17 protein-coding genes are annotated in these 21167 nt (G+C 70.6%); 9 read left to right on the forward strand and 8 right to left on the reverse strand.

Features of this window, described 5'->3' with window-relative positions; translation table 11 throughout:
• Positions 1-52: 52 nt before the first annotated feature.
• Positions 53-556 carry a DUF1707 SHOCT-like domain-containing protein gene (locus HD593_RS13935; protein ID WP_185102575.1) on the reverse strand — a complete coding sequence of 168 codons (504 nt, stop codon included), beginning with the start codon at positions 554-556 and terminating at the stop codon, positions 53-55.
• Between the two features lie 58 nt (positions 557-614).
• Positions 615-1370 carry a PadR family transcriptional regulator gene (locus tag HD593_RS13940; protein WP_185102576.1) on the reverse strand — a complete coding sequence of 252 codons (756 nt, stop codon included), beginning with the start codon at positions 1368-1370 and terminating at the stop codon, positions 615-617.
• A gap of 302 nt (positions 1371-1672) precedes the next feature.
• On the opposite strand from HD593_RS13940, the gene HD593_RS13945 reads away from it, so the two are divergent.
• On the forward strand, positions 1673-2401 hold the full coding sequence (locus tag HD593_RS13945) for a metal-dependent hydrolase (protein WP_185102577.1): 729 nt from the start codon (positions 1673-1675) through the stop codon (positions 2399-2401).
• A 141-nt stretch (positions 2402-2542) separates the two neighbouring features.
• A complete protein-coding gene (gene acnA / locus HD593_RS13950) occupies positions 2543-5281 on the forward strand; it encodes an aconitate hydratase AcnA (RefSeq protein WP_312904436.1) in 2739 nt (912 codons plus the stop codon).
• Positions 5282-5457: 176 nt separating this feature from the next.
• On the opposite strand, the gene HD593_RS13955 is transcribed toward acnA, so the two are convergent.
• A complete protein-coding gene (locus HD593_RS13955) occupies positions 5458-6606 on the reverse strand; it encodes a helix-turn-helix transcriptional regulator (protein WP_185102579.1) in 1149 nt (382 codons plus the stop codon).
• 248 nt (positions 6607-6854) lie between these two features.
• Here HD593_RS13955 and HD593_RS13960 point away from each other — a divergent pair, with 248 nt between their 5' ends.
• Positions 6855-8336 (forward strand): FAD/NAD(P)-binding protein, encoded by a 1482-nt coding sequence (locus tag HD593_RS13960; RefSeq protein WP_185102580.1) that lies wholly within the window; start codon positions 6855-6857, stop codon positions 8334-8336.
• A gap of 111 nt (positions 8337-8447) precedes the next feature.
• Positions 8448-9302, forward strand: a complete 855-nt coding sequence (locus HD593_RS13965; RefSeq protein WP_185102581.1) for an alpha/beta fold hydrolase — start codon at positions 8448-8450, stop codon at positions 9300-9302.
• Here the strand turns inward: HD593_RS13965 and HD593_RS13970 are convergent.
• The 3 genes from HD593_RS13970 to HD593_RS13980 form a co-directional block, all read right to left on the reverse strand.
• Positions 9299-10042, reverse strand: a complete 744-nt coding sequence (locus HD593_RS13970; protein ID WP_312903458.1) for a neutral zinc metallopeptidase — start codon at positions 10040-10042, stop codon at positions 9299-9301. The two genes, HD593_RS13965 and HD593_RS13970, sit on opposite strands and share 4 nt — an antisense overlap.
• 83 nt (positions 10043-10125) lie before the next feature.
• Positions 10126-10458 (reverse strand): type II toxin-antitoxin system PemK/MazF family toxin, encoded by a 333-nt coding sequence (locus HD593_RS13975; RefSeq protein ID WP_185102582.1) that lies wholly within the window; start codon positions 10456-10458, stop codon positions 10126-10128.
• The gene (locus HD593_RS13980) at positions 10455-10763 is read right to left on the reverse strand and encodes an alkaline phosphatase family protein (RefSeq protein ID WP_185102583.1); all 309 of its coding nucleotides are present in this window, start codon (positions 10761-10763) and stop codon (positions 10455-10457) included. The genes HD593_RS13975 and HD593_RS13980 overlap by 4 nt, the downstream gene beginning before the upstream one ends.
• Before the next feature lie 127 nt (positions 10764-10890).
• Between HD593_RS13980 and HD593_RS13985 the strand changes: the two genes are divergently transcribed.
• Entirely contained in the window at positions 10891-11595 is a 705-nt protein-coding gene (locus HD593_RS13985) for a sulfite exporter TauE/SafE family protein (protein WP_312903459.1), read from the forward strand.
• A 37-nt stretch (positions 11596-11632) separates the two neighbouring features.
• On the opposite strand, the gene HD593_RS13990 is transcribed toward HD593_RS13985, so the two are convergent.
• Positions 11633-14506 (reverse strand): LamG-like jellyroll fold domain-containing protein, encoded by a 2874-nt coding sequence (locus tag HD593_RS13990; protein WP_185102585.1) that lies wholly within the window; start codon positions 14504-14506, stop codon positions 11633-11635.
• 193 nt (positions 14507-14699) lie between these two features.
• On the opposite strand from HD593_RS13990, the gene HD593_RS13995 reads away from it, so the two are divergent.
• A complete protein-coding gene (locus HD593_RS13995) occupies positions 14700-16097 on the forward strand; it encodes a hypothetical protein (protein ID WP_185102586.1) in 1398 nt (465 codons plus the stop codon).
• Between the two features lie 11 nt (positions 16098-16108).
• Here the strand turns inward: HD593_RS13995 and HD593_RS14000 are convergent, their stop codons facing one another.
• A complete protein-coding gene (locus HD593_RS14000) occupies positions 16109-17644 on the reverse strand; it encodes an alpha/beta fold hydrolase (RefSeq protein WP_185102587.1) in 1536 nt (511 codons plus the stop codon).
• A 293-nt stretch (positions 17645-17937) separates the two neighbouring features.
• Between HD593_RS14000 and HD593_RS14005 the strand changes: the two genes are divergently transcribed.
• Genes HD593_RS14005 through HD593_RS14015 form a run of 3 tightly spaced genes read left to right on the forward strand, consistent with a single transcriptional unit; the run spans position 17938 to position 21135 of the window.
• The gene (locus HD593_RS14005) at positions 17938-19053 is read left to right on the forward strand and encodes a sugar ABC transporter substrate-binding protein (RefSeq protein WP_185102588.1); all 1116 of its coding nucleotides are present in this window, start codon (positions 17938-17940) and stop codon (positions 19051-19053) included.
• Positions 19054-19111: 58 nt separating this feature from the next.
• The gene (locus HD593_RS14010; protein ID WP_185102589.1) at positions 19112-19876 is read left to right on the forward strand and encodes an ATP-binding cassette domain-containing protein; all 765 of its coding nucleotides are present in this window, start codon (positions 19112-19114) and stop codon (positions 19874-19876) included.
• Positions 19873-21135 (forward strand): sugar ABC transporter permease, encoded by a 1263-nt coding sequence (locus tag HD593_RS14015; protein WP_185102590.1) that lies wholly within the window; start codon positions 19873-19875, stop codon positions 21133-21135. The genes HD593_RS14010 and HD593_RS14015 overlap by 4 nt, the downstream gene beginning before the upstream one ends.
• The last annotated feature ends 32 nt before the right edge of the window (positions 21136-21167 follow it).

Raw genomic sequence — 21167 nt, forward strand, 5'->3', positions numbered from 1 at the left:
ATCAGTTGGGCCCCTGACAGGGTCAAGGCCCAAAAACGATCAGGGCGGGACCTCAGCCGCGATAGTGGAAACGCCGGTGCACCAGACCGAACACCATCGCCCCCAGCCACACCACGAACAGCACCTTGAAGATCCCGAAGCCGCCCACGATCAGCCCGATGACCATGAGCGCGCCCAGGACGGGCAGGATCGGGTGCGGCCCGCGGCGGTGCCCGTGCGCGTGCCTCCTGGCCATCCAGGCGGCGCGGTGCATCTCCCGCTGCGCGTGGCGCATGGCCTGCACCTGCGCCCGGTGGGCGTGCATGGCCGCGTGCCAGTCGCCCGCCCCGTACGGCGAGGCGGGCTCACGGTAGGCAGGATCACGGTAAGCGGGTTCCTGCCCCGGGAGGTCGGCCGTCACCTGTGCGAGGTCGCGGGCCGTCTTGGCGGCCAGCGCCGTGTCGAGGCGCTCGTCGAGCTCCTCGTGGGTCAGGCGGCCCTGCGCGAAGTGCTCGCGCAGGGCGGCCATCGTCTGCTCGCGCTCGGCGTCGCCGATGCGGAGATCGTTGCGGTCCATCCCAGGCTCCTCGCTCTCCCCGAACCGGCGGCCATCCGGTGCGACGCCGGCCATACGCCTATTCCTCGCCCGGTTCGTCGCCGTCGGCCAGAATCTGGTACAGCTTGCGCCGGGTCTCAACCAGAGTCTTACGCGCTTCGCGGATTTGTGCGTCGTTTCCGGTCTGCAAGACCTGCATCATGGCGAATGCCGACTGTCGGGCGATATGCCAGAGATCGGCGGTGTTGTCGTCGATGTCGGGCCGCATCTCGTCCCACGGGGCGCGGACCTCGTCGGCGTGCGCCTCGATGTAGGTGCGGCCTTCCTCGGTGAGCCGGAAGGTCTTGCGGCCCTCGTTCTCCTCCGAGATCACCAGGCCCTCGTCGGTGAGCTGCTGCAGCGCCGGGTAGACGGCGCCCGGGCTGGGCTTCCAGCCGCCCTCGCTGCGCTCGGCGATCTCCTGGATGATCTGGTAGCCGTTGCGCGGCTCCTCGGAGAGCAGGGCCAGGATCGCGGCGCGGACGTCGCCCCGCTTGGCCTTGCGGCCCCGGCCGCCCCAGCCGCGGTGACCGCCGCCCCACGGCCCGCCGGGGCCGAACGGGCCGCCGCGCCCGAAGTCGAACGGGAACGGGCCCGGCCCGCCCCTTCTGCCCCGATGTCGCCGGTCGTGCGGGCCTCCGCGATCACCGCCGTGGCCCTCACCGCGGCCACCGCGCCCGAACTGCTCGCCCACCTGGTCGAAGGCGTCGCTCATGGCGTGCAGCGTCTCGCGGAGCGCGCGCTTGTACTCGTGTGCGCCGGGCCAGGGCCCGCTCGCTGCGAAGTGGTGCGTCATACGATTTCCTCCTATATCGCGATCTATTCTCGATGCGTCAAAGATATATCGCTAACGTATCGCTGGCAAGGCCGGCCGGGGAGTGAGCCAGATCACGAAAAAGTTGCGGAATCCGGGAACAGGATTGGGGAGGGCGTCGTTATTCACAGCAGACGAGGTCGTTCCGCGTCGGCAGGGCTGGGGGGTGCTGTCGCCGCGGAGACGACCTCGTCTGCGTTTGCGGGTCCCTTCCCGGCCACCTGTGTGTGGCGGCGCGGCATGCCTCGGCGCGTAAAGAGCTTCTTTGCCGTACAGTCCCGATCATGATGGGGCACACGCACGCGATGACCGGGGCCATCGCCTGGCTGGGGCTGGCTCCGCCCCTGGCGGCACTGCCGCTGCTGAACGAGTCCTCCCGCTTCGTCGAGACGGGGATCATGGCCACCGCGCTCAGCCCCGCCGAGCTGATCGCCGGGGCGATCATCTGCGCGGGCGCCGCGATGCTGCCCGACCTCGACCACCCGAGCGCGACGATCGCGCAGACGTTCGGGCCCGTCACGTGGGGGCTGAGCAAGTTCGTCTCCTGGATCAGCGGCGGGCACCGGGGGGCGACGCACTCGCTGGTGTTCGCGGTGGCGCTCGGGCTCGGGGCGCACTGGCTGGCCAACGCCTACCCGATCGGCCGCGACATCATGGTGGTGCTGCTCATCGGCCTGGCCCTGCGCGCCATCGGCGTGGGCATCCCGGGCAACAAGATCGGCTCCATCATGGTCAACATCGGCATGACCGCGGGGCTGTACGCCGTGTTCATGTCGCTCGACGTGGGTTACGCCTGGCTGGGGCTGGCGGTGGGCGTCGGCTGCCTGATGCATGTCGTGGGCGACTGCATGACGGAGCGGGGATGCCCGGTGTTGTGGCCGCTGGCGGCCAAGTTCGTGCTGCCGTGGAAGATCGGCATCAAGACGGGAAGGAAGTTCGAGCAGAAGATCCTGGCGCCGATCCTGTCGGTGGCGATCGTCGGGCTGCTGTTCTGGCGGCTGGCGCCGGTTTAACTTGATGTCGAGATATTCTGCGGGATATCTTGATGTCGAGACAACCTGCCGCCGGGCCAGGTGGTTAGGGTTACCTAACGTGCTGGCTGCTTCCGCAGTGCGGGAGGATTCTGTCTGAACACCTGTCTATGGAGGAGGCGAATCACCGTGTCCGCGAACAGCTTCGGCAGCCGTGACACGCTCCGCGTCGGCGACGCGTCATACGAGATCTTCCGGCTGGACGCCGTCGAGGGCTCCGCGCGCCTCCCGTACAGCCTGAAGATCCTGCTGGAGAACCTCCTCCGCACCGAGGACGGCGCCAACATCACCGCCGACCACATCCGTGCGCTGGGCGAGTGGGACCCCAGCGCGGCCCCGAGCGTGGAGATCCAGTTCACGCCCGCCCGCGTCATCATGCAGGACTTCACCGGCGTGCCGTGCGTGGTCGACCTGGCCACCATGCGTGAGGCGGTGCGCGACCTCGGCGGCGACGCCGCGCGCATCAACCCACTCGCCCCGGCCGAGATGGTCATCGACCACTCGGTCATCGTCGACTACTTCGGTCACCCCGACGCCTTCCAGCGCAACGTCGAGCGCGAGTACGAGCGCAACCGCGAGCGTTACCAGTTCCTGCGCTGGGGCCAGACGGCCTTCGACGAGTTCAAGGTCGTCCCGCCCGGCACCGGCATCGTGCACCAGGTCAACATCGAGCACCTGGCCCGCGTCGTCATGACCCGCGACGGGAAGGCCTACCCCGACACCTGCGTCGGCACCGACTCCCACACCACGATGGAGAACGGCATCGGCGTGCTCGGCTGGGGCGTCGGCGGCATCGAGGCCGAGGCCGCGATGCTCGGCCAGCCGATCTCCATGCTCATCCCGCGCGTGGTCGGCTTCAAGCTCAGCGGCAAGCTGCCCGCCGGCGCCACCGCCACCGACCTGGTGCTGACCATCACCGAGATCCTGCGCAAGCACGGCGTGGTCGGCAAGTTCGTCGAGTTCTACGGCGAGGGCGTCTCGTCCGTGCCGCTGGCCGACCGGGCCACGATCGGCAACATGAGCCCCGAGTTCGGCTCCACCTGCGCGATCTTCCCGATCGACGGCCAGACCGTCGACTACCTGCGCCTGACCGGCCGCTCCGAGGAGCAGATCGCCCTCGTCGAGGCGTACGCCAAGGCCCAGGGCCTGTGGCTCGACCCGTCCGCGCCCGAGCCCGAGTTCTCCGAGTACATCGAGCTCGACCTGGCCACCGTCGTCCCGTCGATCGCCGGCCCCAAGCGCCCGCAGGACCGCATCGTCCTGTCTGCCGCCAAGGCCACCTGGCGCCACGACGTGCAGAACTACGTGGCCGACGGCGTCGACGAGGCCGTCGAGGAGAGCTTCCCCGCCTCCGACGCGCCCGCCTCCAACGCCAGCGCCAACGGCAGCCGGCCGCACAAGCCGGTGCCCGTCACGCTGGCCGACGGCACCTCCTTCGAGATCGACCACGGCATCGTCTCCATCGCCGCGATCACCTCGTGCACCAACACCTCCAACCCGTTCGTCATGCTCGGCGCGGCCCTGCTGGCCCGCAACGCCGTCGAGAAGGGCCTGACCCGCAAGCCGTGGGTCAAGACCTCGCTGGCGCCGGGCTCCCAGGTCGTCACCGGTTACTTCGAGCGCTCCGGCCTCCAGCCGTACCTCGACAAGATCGGCTTCAACCTCGTCGGCTACGGCTGCACCACCTGCATCGGCAACTCGGGCCCGCTCCTCCCCGAGATCTCCGAGGCCATCCAGGCCAACGACCTGGCCGTCACCGCGGTGCTGTCCGGCAACCGCAACTTCGAGGGCCGGATCAACCCCGACGTCAAGATGAACTACCTGGCCTCGCCGCCGCTCGTGGTCGCCTACGCGCTGGCCGGCACCATGGACCTCGACCTCGACACCGAGCCGCTCGGCCTCGGCAACGACGGCGAGCCGGTCTACCTGCGCGACATCTGGCCGTCGCCGGAGGAGATCGCCGCGGTGGTCAACTCCTCGATCGGCCGCGACATGTTCGAGCGCGACTACGCCGACGTGTTCAAGGGCGACGACCACTGGCGCTCGCTGCCGATCCCGACCGGCGACACGTTCGAGTGGGACCCCGACTCCACCTACGTGCGCAAGGCCCCCTACTTCGACGGCATGCCGGAGCAGCCGGAGCCCGTCACCGACATCAAGGGCGCCCGCGTGCTGGTCAAGGTCGGCGACTCGGTCACCACCGACCACATCTCGCCGGCCGGCTCCATCAAGGTCGGCACCCCCGCCGCCCAGTACCTCCAGGCCAACGGCGTCGAGGTCAAGGACTTCAACTCCTACGGCTCGCGGCGCGGCAACCACGAGGTGATGATCCGCGGCACGTTCGCCAACATCCGCCTGCGCAACCAGATCGCGCCGGGCACCGAGGGCGGCTACACCCGCGACTTCACCCAGGCCGACGGGCCCGTGTCGTTCATCTACGACGCCTCCGTCAACTACGCCGCGGCCGGCACGCCGCTGGTGGTGCTGGCCGGCAAGGAGTACGGCTCCGGCTCCTCGCGTGACTGGGCGGCCAAGGGCACGGCGCTGCTGGGCGTGCGCGCGGTCATCGCCGAGTCGTACGAGCGCATTCACCGCTCCAACCTGATCGGCATGGGCGTGCTGCCGCTGCAGTTCCCCGAGGGAGGCTCGGCCGAGGCGCTGGGGCTGACGGGCGAGGAGACGTTCGACATCACGGGCGTCGAGGAGCTCAACCAGGGCACCGGCATCCCGCAGACCGTGCACGTCAAGGCGGGCGACATCGAGTTCGACGCGGTCGTCCGCATCGACACGCCCGGCGAGGCCGACTACTACCGGCACGGCGGCATCATGCAGTACGTGCTGCGCTCGCTGCTGGCCAAGTGAGGCTGCTGGCCAAGTGAGGCAGGTCTTCCCGCGTCCTCGCCCGGTCATGAGCCGGGCGGGAACGCGGGGGTTGGGGCGCGATCCTCACGCGCCCCGTATCGGGGGAACCACCCGACACCCTGAGAGCCGCCCCGCGGGACACCCCCCGCGAGGCGGCTCTTGCCTTCCCGGAGGTACTAGCCGGCGAACAGCCGGGCGACGAGTTCGCCCCTGCTGGACAGGCCCGCCTTGCCGAAGACGGCCTTCAAGTGGCCCCTGACGGTGTGCGGGGAGATGAACAGGGCCGCGGCGATCTCCGAGGTGGCCAGGCCCTGCGCCACGAGCCGGGCGATCTCGAACTCGCGCGGCGTCAGGCCGTACGACTGGGCGACGATGAGAGCCAGGTCGGCGGGGGCGGCCGGCTCGATGACGAGCACGACGGGGCCCGGCCGGCCGCCGGAGCCGCTCAGGCAGGAGGCGCGGCAGCTCAGCCACCGCCCGTCGCGGGTCCGCAGGCGGATGCGGGCGTTGCCGCGATCGCGGCCCTGGGCGATGGCCCGCGCCTGGAGCGCCGTGCCGACCAGCCAGATCGGCAGCCGCACGCCCAGCGGTGACGGGGTGGACGGGCCGTCCGGCAGCGAGGCGAGATGGGCGCGTGCCTCCTCGTTGATCGACGTGGCGTCGCCGCTCTCGTCGAACAGCACCAAACCCGGCGCCGAGCTGCCACCCCCGCCGCCTTCATCGGCCCCTCCGTCCCCGCCGTTTCCGCCGTGCGGGTCGTTTCCGCCGTGCGGGCCGTGCTGGCCGTTCCCGCCGTGCGGGTTGTGCGGGGTGGCGAAGCGGCGCAGGCGGTCGGCGAGCGGCTCGGACAGCTCGGCGAGCAGCGCGACGTCGTCCTGCCCGAACGCCGGAGCGCCGCGCATGCGGAACAGGCTCACCGAGCCCCACGGCCGGCCGCCGATCCGCAGCACGGCCCGCAGCTCGTCGTCGATGCCCTGGCCGCCGAGCAGGCTGCGGAAGCGGGCGCTGCGGGCCGGCAGGCCGCCGGTGGCCGCGCGCAGCCCCGCCGCGGGCACGGTGGCGCGGGCCAGGTCGCGGAACGGCAGCACGTTCTCCTCCAGGAGCTCGCTCTCCCAGTAGGCGCCGCACCCCTCGCCCGAGCCGAGGTTCTCCACCAGCATGGGCGCGGTCACCAGGCCCGTTTCCGGGTCGGTCGCCGACCACACGGCGGCGTCGAACGGCATCAGCCGCCGCAGCCGGGCCGAGGCGCGGCCGAAGCAGTCGAGCGCGTCGGCCGCCCGATCGGCCGCCGACAGGATCTCGGCGTGACGGTGCGGGCGGGTCATCTCGCCTCCTCGGTCCGGACGGGTGATCTCGCCTCCTCGGTCTGGCGTGCGCTCCTGCGTCTTCTCCGGGTGCGCCCCGCTTCTTCTCCGGGGGCCAGCCTGCCCGGACGGCCCTTCTTCGCCAACCCCCCGTTTGAGGGGGTCATTCCCCGGGCGATCGGCCGCGCGCGGGGGATGGGACGCGGTCGCCGCGCCCGCGAGGCTCGGACCCGTCGCTTGGAACGAGTACGCAGACGAAGGAGAACGCCGTGCATCTCGCGATCATCGGGGCCGGGGCCGCCGCGGTCGGACTGCTGGACGCGCTGGCCGCCGGGGAGGCGGAGGGGGCGGAGGTCACCGTGTTCGAGCCGGGCACGAACCTGTGGCGGGGCCGGGCGTACGGGCCCGATCTGGACAGCGTGCTGGTCAACGCGCCGCCCGCCATCATGTCCATCCGCGGCTCCGACTCCGGGCACTACGCCGCCTGGCTCGGCCCGGAACGTGCCGCCGACCACCTCGACGAGCTGCTGGGACAGCCGCTGGTGCCGCGTGCCCTCTACGGCGAGTACCTGGCCGAGACCGCCGAGACCGCCCTGGCGCGGCTGCGGGCCCGAGGCTGGCGCACCCGCGTCGTCACCTCCCGCGTCATCGCGGCGAGCCGCACCGGTGGCGGGCCGCCGGTGGTGCTGCGGACTGCCGACGGGCGGGAGCACCTGGCCGACCAGGTTGTGGTGTGCGTGGGCGTGGGGACGCCGCAGGACCACTACGGGCTGGGCGGGGCGCCCGGGTATGTCGGTGATCCGTACCCGCTGGCGGACACGCTCGCCGGGGTCCCGGGCGAGGCCGCCGTCGCGGTGATCGGCAGCGGGCTGACGGCCGTGGACGTGGTCGTGTCGCTGGCGGCGCGCGGCCATGCCGGCCGGATCGCCCTCGTCTCGCGCAGCGGCCTGCTCCCCGCCGTCTGGCAGCGCCCGCTCGGCCACCAGCGGCGGCACCTGACCATCGAGCGGGTGGAGGCGCTGCGCCGCGAGCGCGGCACCGTCACCCTCGACGACCTGGCCGGGCTGCTGCGGGCTGAGCTGGAGGAGGCGGGCGAGGACTACGCGGCCTTCACCGGCGAGCTGCTGCCGGCACAGTTCGAGCCGCCCGCCGAGCGACTGCGGCAGAAATCGCCCGCCGAACAGCTGCGGCGGGAATCGCCCGCCGAGCGGTTGCGGCGGCAACTGGCTGCCGTCGGTGAGCCCGCGATCGCGCGGCGGGTGCTGCAGGAGGCCGCGCACGTCGTCGGCCCGTTCGCGTGGCGGTTGCTGCCCGAGCAAGACCGCGAGCGGCTGCGCCGCCACGCCCGCCTGGCCACCGCCGTGGCCTCGCCGATGGTGCCGGTGAACGCCGCCGCCCTGCTGCGCCTGTTCGCATCGGGGCAGCTCTCCGTCCTCGCCGGCGTAAGCAAGATCGAGGCGGCGGCGGACGGCGGGTTCCGGGTCCGGGGCGACGGCGGGGACCTGCGCGTGGACGTCGCGGTCAACGCCGTGAACGCGCCGCCCCAGGCCGTGCCCGGCGCGGCGGAACCGCTGGTCACCACCCTCATCGAGGAGGGGCTGGCGGCGCTGCACCCGTCGGGCGGGCTGGTCCCCGCCGACCCGCGCCTGCACGTGCTGGGGGACCTGGCCGGAGGCGGGTCGTTCATCACCTCCAGCATCCCCGGCCTCGCCGCCCAGGCCGCCCGCCTCGCCGGCGTGCTGAACGGCTGAGGGTTCCAGGTGGTGGGGTGCTCCCTACCGGCGTCAGGGGGTGGCCTTCATGGCGCCCGCCACCGGGCGGCGGTGAGACTGATCATGAACCCCCGCTGACTGGAGGATCCCATGCGTGTTCAGGTGAACGGCACCTCGTTGTACGTCGACGTCGAGGGCGCCGCCCTGGAGCCCGACGGCTACACGATGCGCGAGAAGCCGACCCTGTTGCTGCTCCACGGCGGCCCCGGCCACGACCATTCGATCTTCAAGCCCGCCTACCGGCAGCTCGCCGACCTGGCCCAGCTCGTCTACGTCGACCAGCGCGGCAACGGCCGCAGCCAGGACTCCGACCCCGCCACCTGGCACCTCGACCAGTGGGGCGATGACGTACGCGCCCTGTGCGACACCCTCGGCATCGTCAAGCCGATCGTGCTCGGCTGGTCCTGGGGCGGCGCGGTGGCCATGAGCTACGCCTCCCGCCACCCCGGCCACGCGGCAGGGCTGATCCTGCAGAGCACCGTCGCCCGCTGGGACCTGGACCGGATCGTCGAAGGCTTCCGCGCCGAGGCGGGAGAGGAGGCCGCCACGGCCGCGAAGGCGTTCCTGACCGAGGGGACCCCGGAGACGTTCGCGGCCTTCGGGCGGCTCTGCGCGCCCGCCTACAGCCCCGACCCGGACTTCCCCGCACAGTCCGACATCGAGGCCATGGCCCGGATCGTCACCAACCCCGGGCTCACGATGAGCTTCATGTCCACCGCCCGCTTCGACCTGGTCCCCAGCCTGGCCGCCGTCCGGTGCCCGGCGCTCGTCGTGGCCGGCTCCCGCGACCCCATCACCCCGCTGAGCGCGGCCAGGGAGATCGCGGACGGCCTGCCCGGCGCGCGCCTGGAGGTGTTCGAACGCTCCGGCCACTTCATCCCCGACACCGAGGGCGAGCGCCTCTTCGCCCTGCTGCGCTCCTTCATCGCCGGGGTGGCGGCCTAGGACACTCTGGCTGCGGGCGCCGACCAGGTGTCGCAGGCGGCGGGCGAGGTCGTGGTGGCGCCGCGCTCGAACCAGGAGGCCCGGCCGGCGCCCTTGCCGTGGCTGCGCCGCTCGCCGTCGTCCCCACTGGCGCGCACCGCCTCGTACAGGGCCGACCAGTCCTCGTCCGTACGGGCGAGCGACGCGCGCACGCTGCCCATGAACACCCCGGCCAGGCAGTCGGCCTGCAGCTCGAACCGGCGCCGCAACTCGCCGCGGGCACCCGGCTCGGCCCGGTACCGGGCCTCGTAGGAGCGGCGCACGCCGGTGAGGGTCTGCAGGTGGTGGGCGTACTCGTGGGCGGCGACCTTGAACGGGTACAGGTCCGTACGCCCCTCGATCCAGCGCCCGCTCAGCGGGAACACCAGGGTCCTGGCGGGGTGGCAGTAGAACGCGTCCACGTCCGCGACCGGCACCCCGCACACCGTGCCCGCCTCGGCGTAGCGCACGGCCGGCCGCTCGAAGCGCACCCCGGTCCGCCCGAAGTACGCCGACCATGACGTGTTCAGACATTTCACGACCGTGTCGAGGTACTCGCGGGTCCGCGGGATCCCGCCGGTGCTGAGCGGCGGCTCGGGGCAGGCGGTGACAGCCAGTTTGCCGGCCTTCCCGGGGAACGGGGGCGGGGCGGCGTGCGCGGGCTGAGCCGCCGGCGCTCCGGTGAAGAGGAGGGCGGCGAGGATGAGGGGTGTGGATCGCACGGTCGGCAGCCTAAGGGCAGGCGTGCTGTGACAGGATGAGAGGCGCCACCCGGCGAACCGCTTTTTCGCCGGGCGGCCAACTTTCACAACATCCGCTTCAGCACCGTGACCGCTTCGTCGATCACCTCATCGGGCGCACTGCCGACGTAGAAGTCGAACCGGTCGGGTGAGACGGCGCGGAGCTGTTCCATCATCGCCCAACTGGTTCTGGTCAGCCCGGTGCCGTCACGGTCGATGCGCACGTGGGTCATGTAGCCGCGATCTCGCGTGGTCAGCGGCACTGCGAGAACGAGGTCGAGCCGCGACTGGTTGAGATGGTCGTTGCTGACGATCAAGGCTGGGCGGTCGAAGCCTTGCTCACGACCGGTCGGCCGGCCGAAACTGGTGAACCAGATGTCACCTTGCGCTAGTTTCACTCTTTCTCCTCGGGAAATGTGATCAGCCCCTCCCACTCGGGAGCGATCTGGCGGGAGCGCGGCTTCCCGCCCAGCACGAGTTCACGCTCGGCCAGATAGTCGGCCCAGCCCTCCGGATCCTCGCGTTGGGTGCGCTCGATCTGCTCGTTGACCGTCTGCCAGAACAGCTTCTGCTCGTAGTCGGTGATGGCGTCGTTGAGCACCTCGGTCATGTTCCGGCCCTCCTGGCGGGCGATCTTGGCTAGGCGGTCTCTCGTCTTGACGCTGACACGAATCGTGGTCGCCGCGTTATGCTTCGCACCCATACTCGTCAGGCTACGTGCGCGTCGGCAGGAACACTATCGCGGCGCCATTACTCGCATGGCACTTATGGCAACACAGAGTAAAGATGATTGACTCTGCTGCATGACAAATGCGGCATTGGTGCTGATTGTGGGCAGCTTGGCGGTCTTCGTCGGCGCCATCGTCCAAGGCGGGGTCGGATTCGGGCTGGGGCTGGTCGCCGCGCCCGTGCTCACCATGCTGGCCCCCGACCTCATGCCCGGCGCGATCCAGGTGGTCAACATGATGCTGCCGCTGTTCACACTGGCCGCCGAATGGAGGCGGGTGGACTGGCGGGGGCTGGGGTTCGCGCTGCTCGGCAGGTTGCCCGGCAGCGCCATTGCCGCAGTCATCATTGTCTACGTTTCCGTATACACCAGAGGCATCTTCGTCGCCGTCATGGTGCTGATCGCGGTGGCGCTGACGGCCAGGGCGCTGAGCGTGCCGCGCAACGGGTACACGATCACCTCGGCCGGGTTCGTCTCCGGCATCACCGGCACCGCCACCGGCATCGGCGGCCCGCCCATCGCGCTCGTCTACCAGAACGCCAAGGGGCCCCAGATCAGGGCCACCCTCGCGATGTACTTCTTCCTGAGCGCGGCCCAGTCGCTGGTCATCCTCCAGCTCGTGGGGGAGCTGCCCGGCCAGGCGCTGCTGACCGGGAGCGTGCTCATCGTGCCCATGGTGCTCGGGTTCCTGGTGTCGGGGCCGCTGCGGCGCTACCTCGACGGGGGCAAGGTGCGGGTGGCGGTGCTGACGGTGGCGGCGCTGTCGGCCGTGGGGCTGATCGTGCAGAACGTGATCACCGCCATGTGAGGCCCGGCGCGCCGCACCGCGCCGGGCCTCGGCGGGGTCAGCTCACCGGCGTGTTCATGTCCGTCTGGATCTGCGCCTGCGTGAGGGCTCTGCCGTAGACGCGCACCTCGTCGATCTGGCCGCTGAAGACCTGGTTCAGCAGGCCGTTGCCGCCGATCCTGAGCGCGCCGCCGTCCGTGCGGATCGGGCCCGTGACCGGCTGCTGCGCCACCTGCGTGCCGTTGACGTAGAGCCGCAGCAGCGAGCCGTCGTACGTGGCCGCCAGATGGGACCACGTACCGACCGGGAGCGCGGCCGTGCCGGGCAGGTCGGCGGCGGCGGCGGTGGTGTGGATGCGGGCGTGCGGCCGCTGGTCGGGCGCGCCGGCCGACAGCGCGTACGCCAGGCCGCCCGCGTGCCGTTTCATGACCACGGTGCGCCAGCCGCTGACGCTCGACGGGCGTACCCACGCCTCCAGCGTCATGCCGGTGGTCAGCCGCAGCCCGGCCGAGTCCGGCACGTTGACCTGGCTCAGCAGGCCGTTGAAGGACAGGGCCCGGCCGTACCTGCCGCTCGACGTGCGGCTCGTGCCGGTGGCGGTGCCGGTGTTGCCGTTGCCCGAGGAGTCGGCGACCGCGCTGCCCGAGGCCTCGTTCATGCCGTACGCGGCCACCAGCCCGCCCGCGGGCGGCACCAGCGTGTAGGAGGCCGTGTACGTGCTCGCCGCCGCGGGCGCCACCACCTGGTGCGAGGCGGCCCCGCCGTCGGACCACGACGCGAACGCGTAGCTCTGGCCGCCCGCGGCCTGCGGCGACGGCGCCGAGACCGAGTTGCCGGAGCCGACGATGACCGTGCGGGTGAACGGCGTGGCCACCTGCTCGCTGTTGAAGCCCAGCCGCAGCCCGGACGGCACGGAGGCGAACGTCAGCTGCACGGTCCTGGGCTGCAGCAGCACGCTCTCGGTGCCGGTCAGCCCATGGGTGTCGGTGACGGTCAGGCGCAGCTCCAGGTGCGAGGGGTACTCGTGGTCCGGCGCCTGGAACGAGCCGCTCGCGCCGGTGAACGTGGTGATCTCGTGCTCGTGGCAGGTGCTGGGACAGTGGTGCATGATGAGCGCCCAGCGCATGCGCGAGCCGGGGACCGTGCCGTCCTGCGCGTCACTGCCGCTCCCGGAGAACGCGATCGACTGGCCGACCGCCCACGTGGTGGCCGCCGTGGGCGCGGTGATGGTGGCCGCGGGCGCGGTGTTGGCCACGTTGATCGTCGTGGTGGCGTCGCCCTGGCCGCCGCGGTCGTCGCTGACCCGCAGCCGCACCACCGGGGAGCCGGGCTGCTGGTAGGTGAAGGAAGGGGTGGCCGAGGTGGAGTCGTCGAGCTCGCCGTCTCCGTCCAGGTCCCAGGCGTACGTGAGGGGGTCGCCGTCGGCGTCGCCGGAGCGGGCGGCGGAGAAGTTCACCGTGAGCGGGGCGTCGCCCGACGCCGGCGTGGCGTCGATGACGGCGGTGGGCGGAGTGTTGTCGTAGATGTAGCGGACGATCGTGCCGTTGGCGTAGTCGACGGCGAACAGGTCTCCGCCGGGGCCGATCTCCAGCTCCACGGCGGGGATGCCGGAGTCGAAGTTCGCCACCGTGGCGGGGTCGGGCAGGCCGTTCGCGCCCGTGGTCATCACCCAGACGCACGAGCGGCTGTAGTCGGAGAAGAACAGCGCGCCGTCGTAGCCGGCCGGGTAGTCGCCGCCCTCGTAGAAGGCCACGCCGCTGGAGGAGGAGCCGCCGGTCGGGCACGGGTCGTTCGGGGCGGGCCTGGAGTTGTGGTTCCAGGCGAAGTGCGGGGCGGTGTGCGCGGCGGCGCCGGCCGTGTACAGGCTCTCGCACAGGGTCAGGTTGAGGTTGTCGTAGCCGGCCTGGCGGCCGGCGCCCTCGTAGCAGGGCCAGCCGAAGTTGGGCACGGCCGTCGTGGGCGAGGCGATGCGGTTGATCTCCTCGTACGTGCTCCAGCCGACCTCGCCGGACCAGATCTCGCCGGTGCCGGGGCGGTGGGTGATGCGGAACGGGTTGCGCAGGCCGTGGGCGACGATCCTGGCGACGTTGGGGTCGGTGCTGGCGGCGTTCGGATTGCCGGAGGCAGCGGCCCCCGTATCCGGATTTATCCGGATCACGGTGCCGGCCAGGCCGGCGGGGTCGGCGCCGGTGCGCACGTCCTGCGAGCGCAGCGCGCCACCCTCGGCGGCGGGCGGGGTCAGCGCGGTGCCGACCGGGGACGGCGGGTCGCCGCACGGGTTGTCCGGGGTGACGTCGGAGGCGGGCAGGTTGTCCTGGCCGTAGTCGGCGAAGTTGAAGCTGGCGCCGTCGCCGCCGGAGGCGTACAGCGCGCCGTCGGGGCCGAACTGCAGGTCGCCCACGGAGTGGCTGGGGTGCTGCTGGCACCAGTCGGTGATCAGCGGCGTCTCGGCCCCGGTGGGGGAGATCACCGACAGGCGGCCGGTGACCAGGCAGCCGTCGGCGGTGGCGCCGGGCGGGGTCGGGCAGGGGTCGTCCGTGCCGCCCGGGGTGCCCCAGCGCGGCGCGGTGCCGCCGGGGACGGCGTCGTAGGCGTACAGAACGTACATGCGGGGATCGGACGGGAAGTCCGGGTGCAGCGCGAGGCCGAGCAGGCCGCGGTCCCAGAAGTTGTGCACCTGGGTGCGCAGGTCGGCGTAGATGGCGGGCGTGGTGTCGGTGAGCGAGTCGAAGACCTTGATCAGGCCGCTCTTCTCGGCCACGAACACCCGCCCGTCAGGGGAGAACTCGAGGTTGGACGGGTGGTTCAGGCCGCTGAAGACCGTCTGTTTCTGGAACTGGGCAGGTAACGCCGCGGCGGATGGAGCGTTCCAGCCGATGAGCACGGCGGAGACGAGCACGATGGACGTCAGGGCGCTGCAGAGCCGCTTCAAGGGGACCCCCGGAATGGGTGTGAAGGACAAGGACAGCGCCCCCGCACGCCGAATGGCCTTGATCGATGTATCGCAGATCACGCGGCAGTTGTCACGACCTTTGTCCGCAAATGGACGCCGCCCGGGGAGAACGGGCTGGGAGTATCGTCGTGCGGTGCGATCGTGCCGCCGAGCGGTGACGAGGAGGTCACAGGTGATCGGGTCCGACGATGGCGCCCTTTTTCTGACTCCCCTGTCCGTCGGCCTCGGCAAGGAGCTGGACGCCCAGTTGGCCACGGCCGGCCTCGTGTTGAGCGACCCGGGCTCTGGCCGGGTTCCCGCGAGCAGGGAATTCCTCAGCAATGAGGACTTCTGGGAGAGCGTGTTCGCCGAGAAGCTCCGCTCCCGGTACCGGGTCCGCCTCCAGGATTTCTTCCTGCTCGAATGGTTCCCGAGGTCTCCGGGCCTCTATCACACGCCCGATGCGGAACGGTCGCGAAGGACGGCGCGAGCTCATTTCTTCACGCTGCCGGGTGATGAGTTGCAGAGGTACCGGAGCTCGGAACCGGAATCCCCTGAGGTCTACACCCTTGACGGAAAGAACCGCATGTTGCGCGGCGGCTACGGCTGTATCCGGCTCAGAGATCGATTGACCGAGGACGGGCGGCTCTGGTTCATGTCGGCCTCCTCCTCCCTCGTCGCTCACGAGGGAGTGCCCGTCGGGCTGACCGAGTCGGCCTACGACCAGGTCATCGAGGACATAGCGGTGTACGGTGCGGTACGGGCCCACCTCGCGGGGCGGGTCATGTTCCTCCCGGACGCCTTCACCCCGCTCTACTCCGACTACCGTCGGGTGCCGCCCTTGTACGTCAGAGTGGACCGGGTCGAACCGCTGCCGATGCGATGGGACACGACATCCCGCAAGCCGCTCGCCAGCGCCGCCGTCATATTCCGGAGCCAGACAGGCTCGGAATCACTTTTCGAGTACGGTCGGTACGCTGCCGCCTACATCGACTTCGTGCCGGGTGAACGCGGTACGCTCACCAAACGTATTCCCTGGCTCGTAAGGTACGTCGAGGCCCTGCACGAGGGAAGGATCATCACAGATTTCGACGAGTACATGCCACGCTTCGCCGACGCGGTCTTCTCCCTCGAGAAGATATCCCAGGGCAGGCTGCGGCCGGAAGAAGTGGCCAACGTGTTCGAGGGCCGCGGGCGACGCGTGAACATCGAGAACCTTTTTGTGCAGCAGAATCAGCTCAACGTCATTCGCGCCAGAATGGAGCAACAGGTCGTGATGGGCGACAATTTCAGTGACATCGGCGCCGGCGCCACCATCGTCAACCGCTCGCTGCTGGTCAACGCTCTCAACCGCATCGCCACCCGCGACGGCGAGGACGTGGCCCAGGCCCTGCGCGTCATCACCGAACACGTTGCGGAGTCCGGCGACGAGGCCGCGCGGGAGAATCTCGACGGGCTCATGGAGGAGCTCGATCGGCCGGAGCCGCGCAAGGCCCGCCTGAAGACATTCTGGAACGGCCTGGTGGACGCCGCCCCCGGCGTGGCGCAGCTGGGGGAGGCGGCGTCCAAGATCATGGGCTTGTTCGCCTGAGACGCAGCGCGTCAGCTCGGGATCGGGCTGCCCGCGCAGCCGCCGTCGATCTTGCCTGTCTCGAAGTAGCGGACCACGTCGGCGGCGCACTCGGGCACCCGGGTGGCCGACACATGCACGTCGTCGGCGACCGTGTACACGGTGCCGCCGATGGCGCGCCGCGTCTGCAGCGTCCAGTCGTAGGCGGACATGTACTCGTGCAGGTGCCCCGCCAGCACCAGCGACCCGCCGCTCCGCTTCAGTGTGGCCTGCCGCACCGGCAGCGGCCAGCCCTGGCACATGGCCGGCGGCCCCCACGACCGGCCGGTCGCCGGGTAGCGCTTGACGAGCTGCTGGTAGTCGCGCCAGGCGTCGTCGAACGCGGCCCGGCTGCTGTCCTCGTTGCACGCGACGGCCCGGTTCATGGTCGGGTTCAGCATCTCGGGCGTGCCGGGGACGGGCGCGCCCATCATCGGTGCGCCCAGCAACTCCTTGACGGTGGGCGGCGCGGTGGTGCCCGTCGCCTTGCGCAGCTCGGAGAGCGCCTTGCCGGCGCGCGTCCACTCGGTCGAGTTGCGCCTGGCCAGGTCGGCGACCGCCGAGCCGTCCACGGGCCGTGACAGGTCGGAGTACGTCCTGGGCGTCTTGTCGTACGCGCGCACCAGCTTCGCGACCTCCTGGCGCACCTGCCGGGCGGTGGCGCCCAGCCCGTAGAGCCCGTCGCGGCGGGCCAGCCATACGGCCATGCGGCCGAAGTTTCGCTCGGCCGCCTCCGCGGCGCCCTTGGCGTGCTCGTCGAGGCGGGTCCACGGCGGTGCCACGCTGTCCAGGAAGGCCCGCCCGGTCTGTCCGGGATACAGACTGCGGTAGACCATGCCCAGGTAGGTGCCCCAGGAGAAGCCGAGCAGGTCGAGCCTGCTCTCGCCCAGCGCGGTGCGTACGAGGCCGAGGTCCCTGGCCACGTTCTCGGTGGTGAGCTGTCCGAGGAAGGCGGGGTCGGAGCGCCCGCACTCCTGGTTCGAGGCGGCCTGGGCGTCGTAGATTTTCCTGGCGGCCTGCTCGGTCAGCGTGCCGGGCTCCCGGGGGCCCGGCGGCGGGGCGGGGCAGGCGACCTTGGTGCTGTAGCCGACCCCGCGCGGGTCGAAGCCGATGATGTCGTAGCGCTCGTTGAGCCCGGCCATCTCCTCGTTCCTGAGCGCGGCCCGCAGCACCGGGTCCAGGTAGCCGCTGTTGCCGGGTCCGCCCGGCAGGATGGCCAGGGCGCCGAGCCGGTGTTCCTGGTCCGTGGCGGCCAGTCTGGTCACCGCGATGTCGATCTCCCGTCCGCCGGGGTCACCATGGTCCAGCGGCACCCTGACGGTGCCGCACTCCAGGCGTTTCATCGTGGAGCGGAAGGCCGCGACCTTGTCCTCCGCCACGCCCAGGCCGCGGATCACCTCATCGGAGTAGGCCGGGCAGGAGGTCCACTCCGGAGCGGACGCATCAGACCTCGCGCCCGCGGGAGCCGGATGCGCCACCAGCCCCGTCAGCGCCAGGGCCAGTGCCGTCAGTGCAGTCCTGTAGATCATGCCGACCAGTAATAGGGCAGCCGCTGTTTCCTCGCCGTTTCCCTTGATCCCCTGACCGGAGGACGTGTCAGATCCCGGCGGACGTGCACCGCTTCCCCGGACTCGCTCGCAGCGGCCGTCCCGCGCTTCCACGCTCGGCCGTAAGGCGACGGGAAGGTTGAGCTGGCGTTTCTGGATTGTTACCGGAAACAACAAACTGGGCGTCGCTACCCCCTTCCAATGTGGTCCCTCCCGGAATACGTTGCCGCAAACAACATTCATCCGGGCCCCTCCGGAAGAAAGGACCCTGCACCATGCGCAAGGGGATCCTCAGCATGACCGCCGCGGCAGCCGCGCTAGCCCTCGGTCTCACCGCCTGCGGGGGCGATAGCGGTCAGACCACGACCTCGACCTCCACCGCCTCGGCCACGGACGCGGCCAAGGCCGGCAAGATCGGCGTCATCCTCCCGGACAGCAAGTCCTCAGCCCGGTGGGAGACGGCGGACCGCAAGTACCTGGAAGAGGCGTTCAAGGCCGCCGGCGTCCAGTACGACATCCAGAACGCCCAGAACGACAAGACGGCGTTCCAGACCATCGCCGACCAGATGATCACCAATGGCGCGACCGTCCTGATGATCGTGAATCTGGACAGCGGCACCGGCAAGACGGTCATCGAGAAGGCCAAGTCCCAGGGCGTGGCCACGATCGACTACGACCGGCTGACGCTCGGCGGCGGCGCCGCCTACTACGTCAGCTTCGACAACACCAAGGTCGGCACGCTCCAGGGCGAGGGCCTGAGCAAGTGCCTGACCGACAAGAAGGCCGAAAAGCCGATCGTGGCCTACCTGAACGGCTCGCCGACCGACAACAACGCGACGCTGTTCAAGGCCGGGTACGACGGCGTGCTCAAGCCCAAGTTCGACGCCGGCGAGTACGTCAAGGGCCCCGAGCAGTCGGTGCCCGACTGGGACAACACCCAGGCCGGAACGCTCTTCGAGCAGATGCTGACCGAGCAGCCGAAGATCGCCGGAGTGCTGGCCGCCAACGACGGGCTCGGCAACGCCGCCATCACCGTGCTGAAGAAGAACAACCTCAACGGCAAGGTGCCCGTCACCGGCCAGGACGCCACCGTCCAGGGCCTGCAGAACATCCTCGCGGGTGACCAGTGCATGACCGTCTACAAGGCGGTCAAGAAGGAGGCCGACGCGGCGGCCAAGCTCGCCGTCGCGCTGGCCAAGGGCGAGAAGCCCACGGCGAGCAGCAGCGTCAAGGACCCCGAGACGGGTCAGGACGTGCCCGCCGAGCTGATGGAGCCGCAGGCCATCTACCTCGACAACGTCAAGGACGTGGTGGCCGACGGTTACGTCACCAAGGAGGAACTGTGCACGGGCGACTTCGCCGCCAAGTGCACCGAGGCTGGAATTCAATAACACCGAGGGGTACGGCCCGCGCCACGAGCGGGGGCCGTACCTCCGCTTAGGGAGCCCCATGACCCCCCTCCTTGAAGTGCGCGGGATCGACAAGAGCTTCGGCCCGGTGAAGGTCCTGCACAACGTCGAGCTCTCCGCGTACGCCGGTGAGGTCACCGCCCTCGTCGGCGACAACGGCGCCGGCAAGTCCACCCTGGTCAAGTGCATCGGCGGCATCTACCCGATCGACTCGGGGCAGCTGCTCTTCGACGGCGAAGAGGTCCACGTGCACAGCCCCCGCGACGCGGGCGAGCTGGGCATCGAGATCGTCTACCAGGACCTCGCCCTGTGCGACAACCTCGACATCGTCCAGAACATGTTCCTCGGCAGGGAGCGCAAGAACGGCATCCTGCTCGACGAGGACAGCATGGAGGAGCTGGCGGAGAAGACCCTCAGCGGCCTGTCCGTCCGCACGGTGAAGTCCATCAGGCAGCAGGTCTCCAGCCTGTCCGGCGGGCAGCGGCAGACCGTCGCCATCGCCAAGGCCGTGCTGTGGAACAGCAAGGTCGTCATCCTCGACGAGCCCACCGCGGCGCTGGGCGTGGCCCAGACGGCGCAGGTGCTGGAGCTGGTGCGCAGGCTCGCCGACACCGGCCTGGCCGTGGTGCTCATCTCGCACAACATGAACGACGTGTTCGCCGTCTCCGACCGGATCGCGGCGCTCTACCTCGGCAGGATGGCCGCCCAGGTCAAGACCGCCGACGTGACGCACGCGCAGGTCGTCGAACTGATCACCTCCGGCCGCAGCGGCGAACTGGGCCTCAAGAACGGGGTCACCCCATGAACAAGGTCAAGGAACTGCCCGGCGAGGCCATCGTCGCCGCGGCGCAGGAACCCTCGATCAAGAACAGCTTCCTCGCCTACGTCCAGCGGGTGCGCGGCGGCGACATGGGCGCGCTGCCCGCCGTGCTGGGCCTGGTCGTGCTCTGCGTGGTCTTCGCCGTGGCCCGGCCCTCCTTCGTCACCGCGATCAACTTCGCCAACCTGTTCACGCAGGGCGCCGCCATCACGCTCATCGCGATGGGCCTGGTGTTCGTGCTGCTGCTCGGCGAGATCGACCTGTCGGCGGGCTTCGCCAGCGGCGTCTGCGCGGCCGTCCTCGCCGTCACGCTGGCCAGTGCGGGCCTGCCCTGGTACGTGTGCATGGCGGCCGCCATCCTCACCGGCGTGATCATCGGCACCGTGCTCGGCTCGCTGGTCGCCAAGGTCGGCATCCCGTCGTTCGTGGTCACGCTGGCCGCCTTCCTGGCCTTCCAGGGCCTGGTGCTGGTGCTGGTGGACGAGGGCACGAACATCTCCATCCGCGACGACGTGGTCGTCGCCATCGCCAACAGGAACCTGCCGCCGTGGCTCGGCTGGGCGCTCTACCTGCTGTGCGTGGCCGTCTTCGCCGCCGTGCAGCTCAGGAGGGCCAGGAACCGCACCAAGCGCGGCCTGGTCGCCGACCCCCTGTCGCTGATCGCCTTCCGCGTCGGCATGCTGGCGCTGTTCGCCGGCCTCGCGGTCGCCGCGCTCAACCTGGAGCGCAGCCGCAACCCCGCCCTGGTCTCGCTCACCGGCGTGCCGATCGTGGTGCCGGTCATCCTGGTGCTGCTCGTCGTGTGGACGCTGGTGCTGCGCCGTACCGCGTTCGGCCGTCACCTGTACGCGGTCGGCGGCAACACCGAGGCGGCCAGGCGAGCGGGCATCCCCGTGGACCGGATCAAGATCAGCGCGTTCGTGATCTGCTCCTCGATGGCCGCCGTCGGCGGCATCGTGGCCGCGTCGCGGGCCAGCTCCGTCGACCCGAACACGGGCGGCAGCTCCGTCCTGCTGTACGCGGTCGGCGCGGCGGTCATCGGCGGCACCAGCCTCTTCGGCGGCAAGGGCAGGGTGCTCGACGCCGTGCTCGGCGGCGCCGTGGTGGCCGTGATCGAGAACGGCATGGGTCTGATGGGGTACGGGGCCAGCGTGAAGTACCTGGTCACGGGTTCTGTCCTGCTGCTCGCCGCGGGTGTCGACGCCCTGGCGCGCAAGCGGGCGGCTGCCGCTGGTCTAAGGTGATCAGCGACTCACAGCCCCTGAAGGAACCCCAG

Source organism: Nonomuraea rubra (genome assembly GCF_014207985.1).
Classification (GTDB): Bacteria; Actinomycetota; Actinomycetes; order Streptosporangiales; family Streptosporangiaceae; genus Nonomuraea; species Nonomuraea rubra.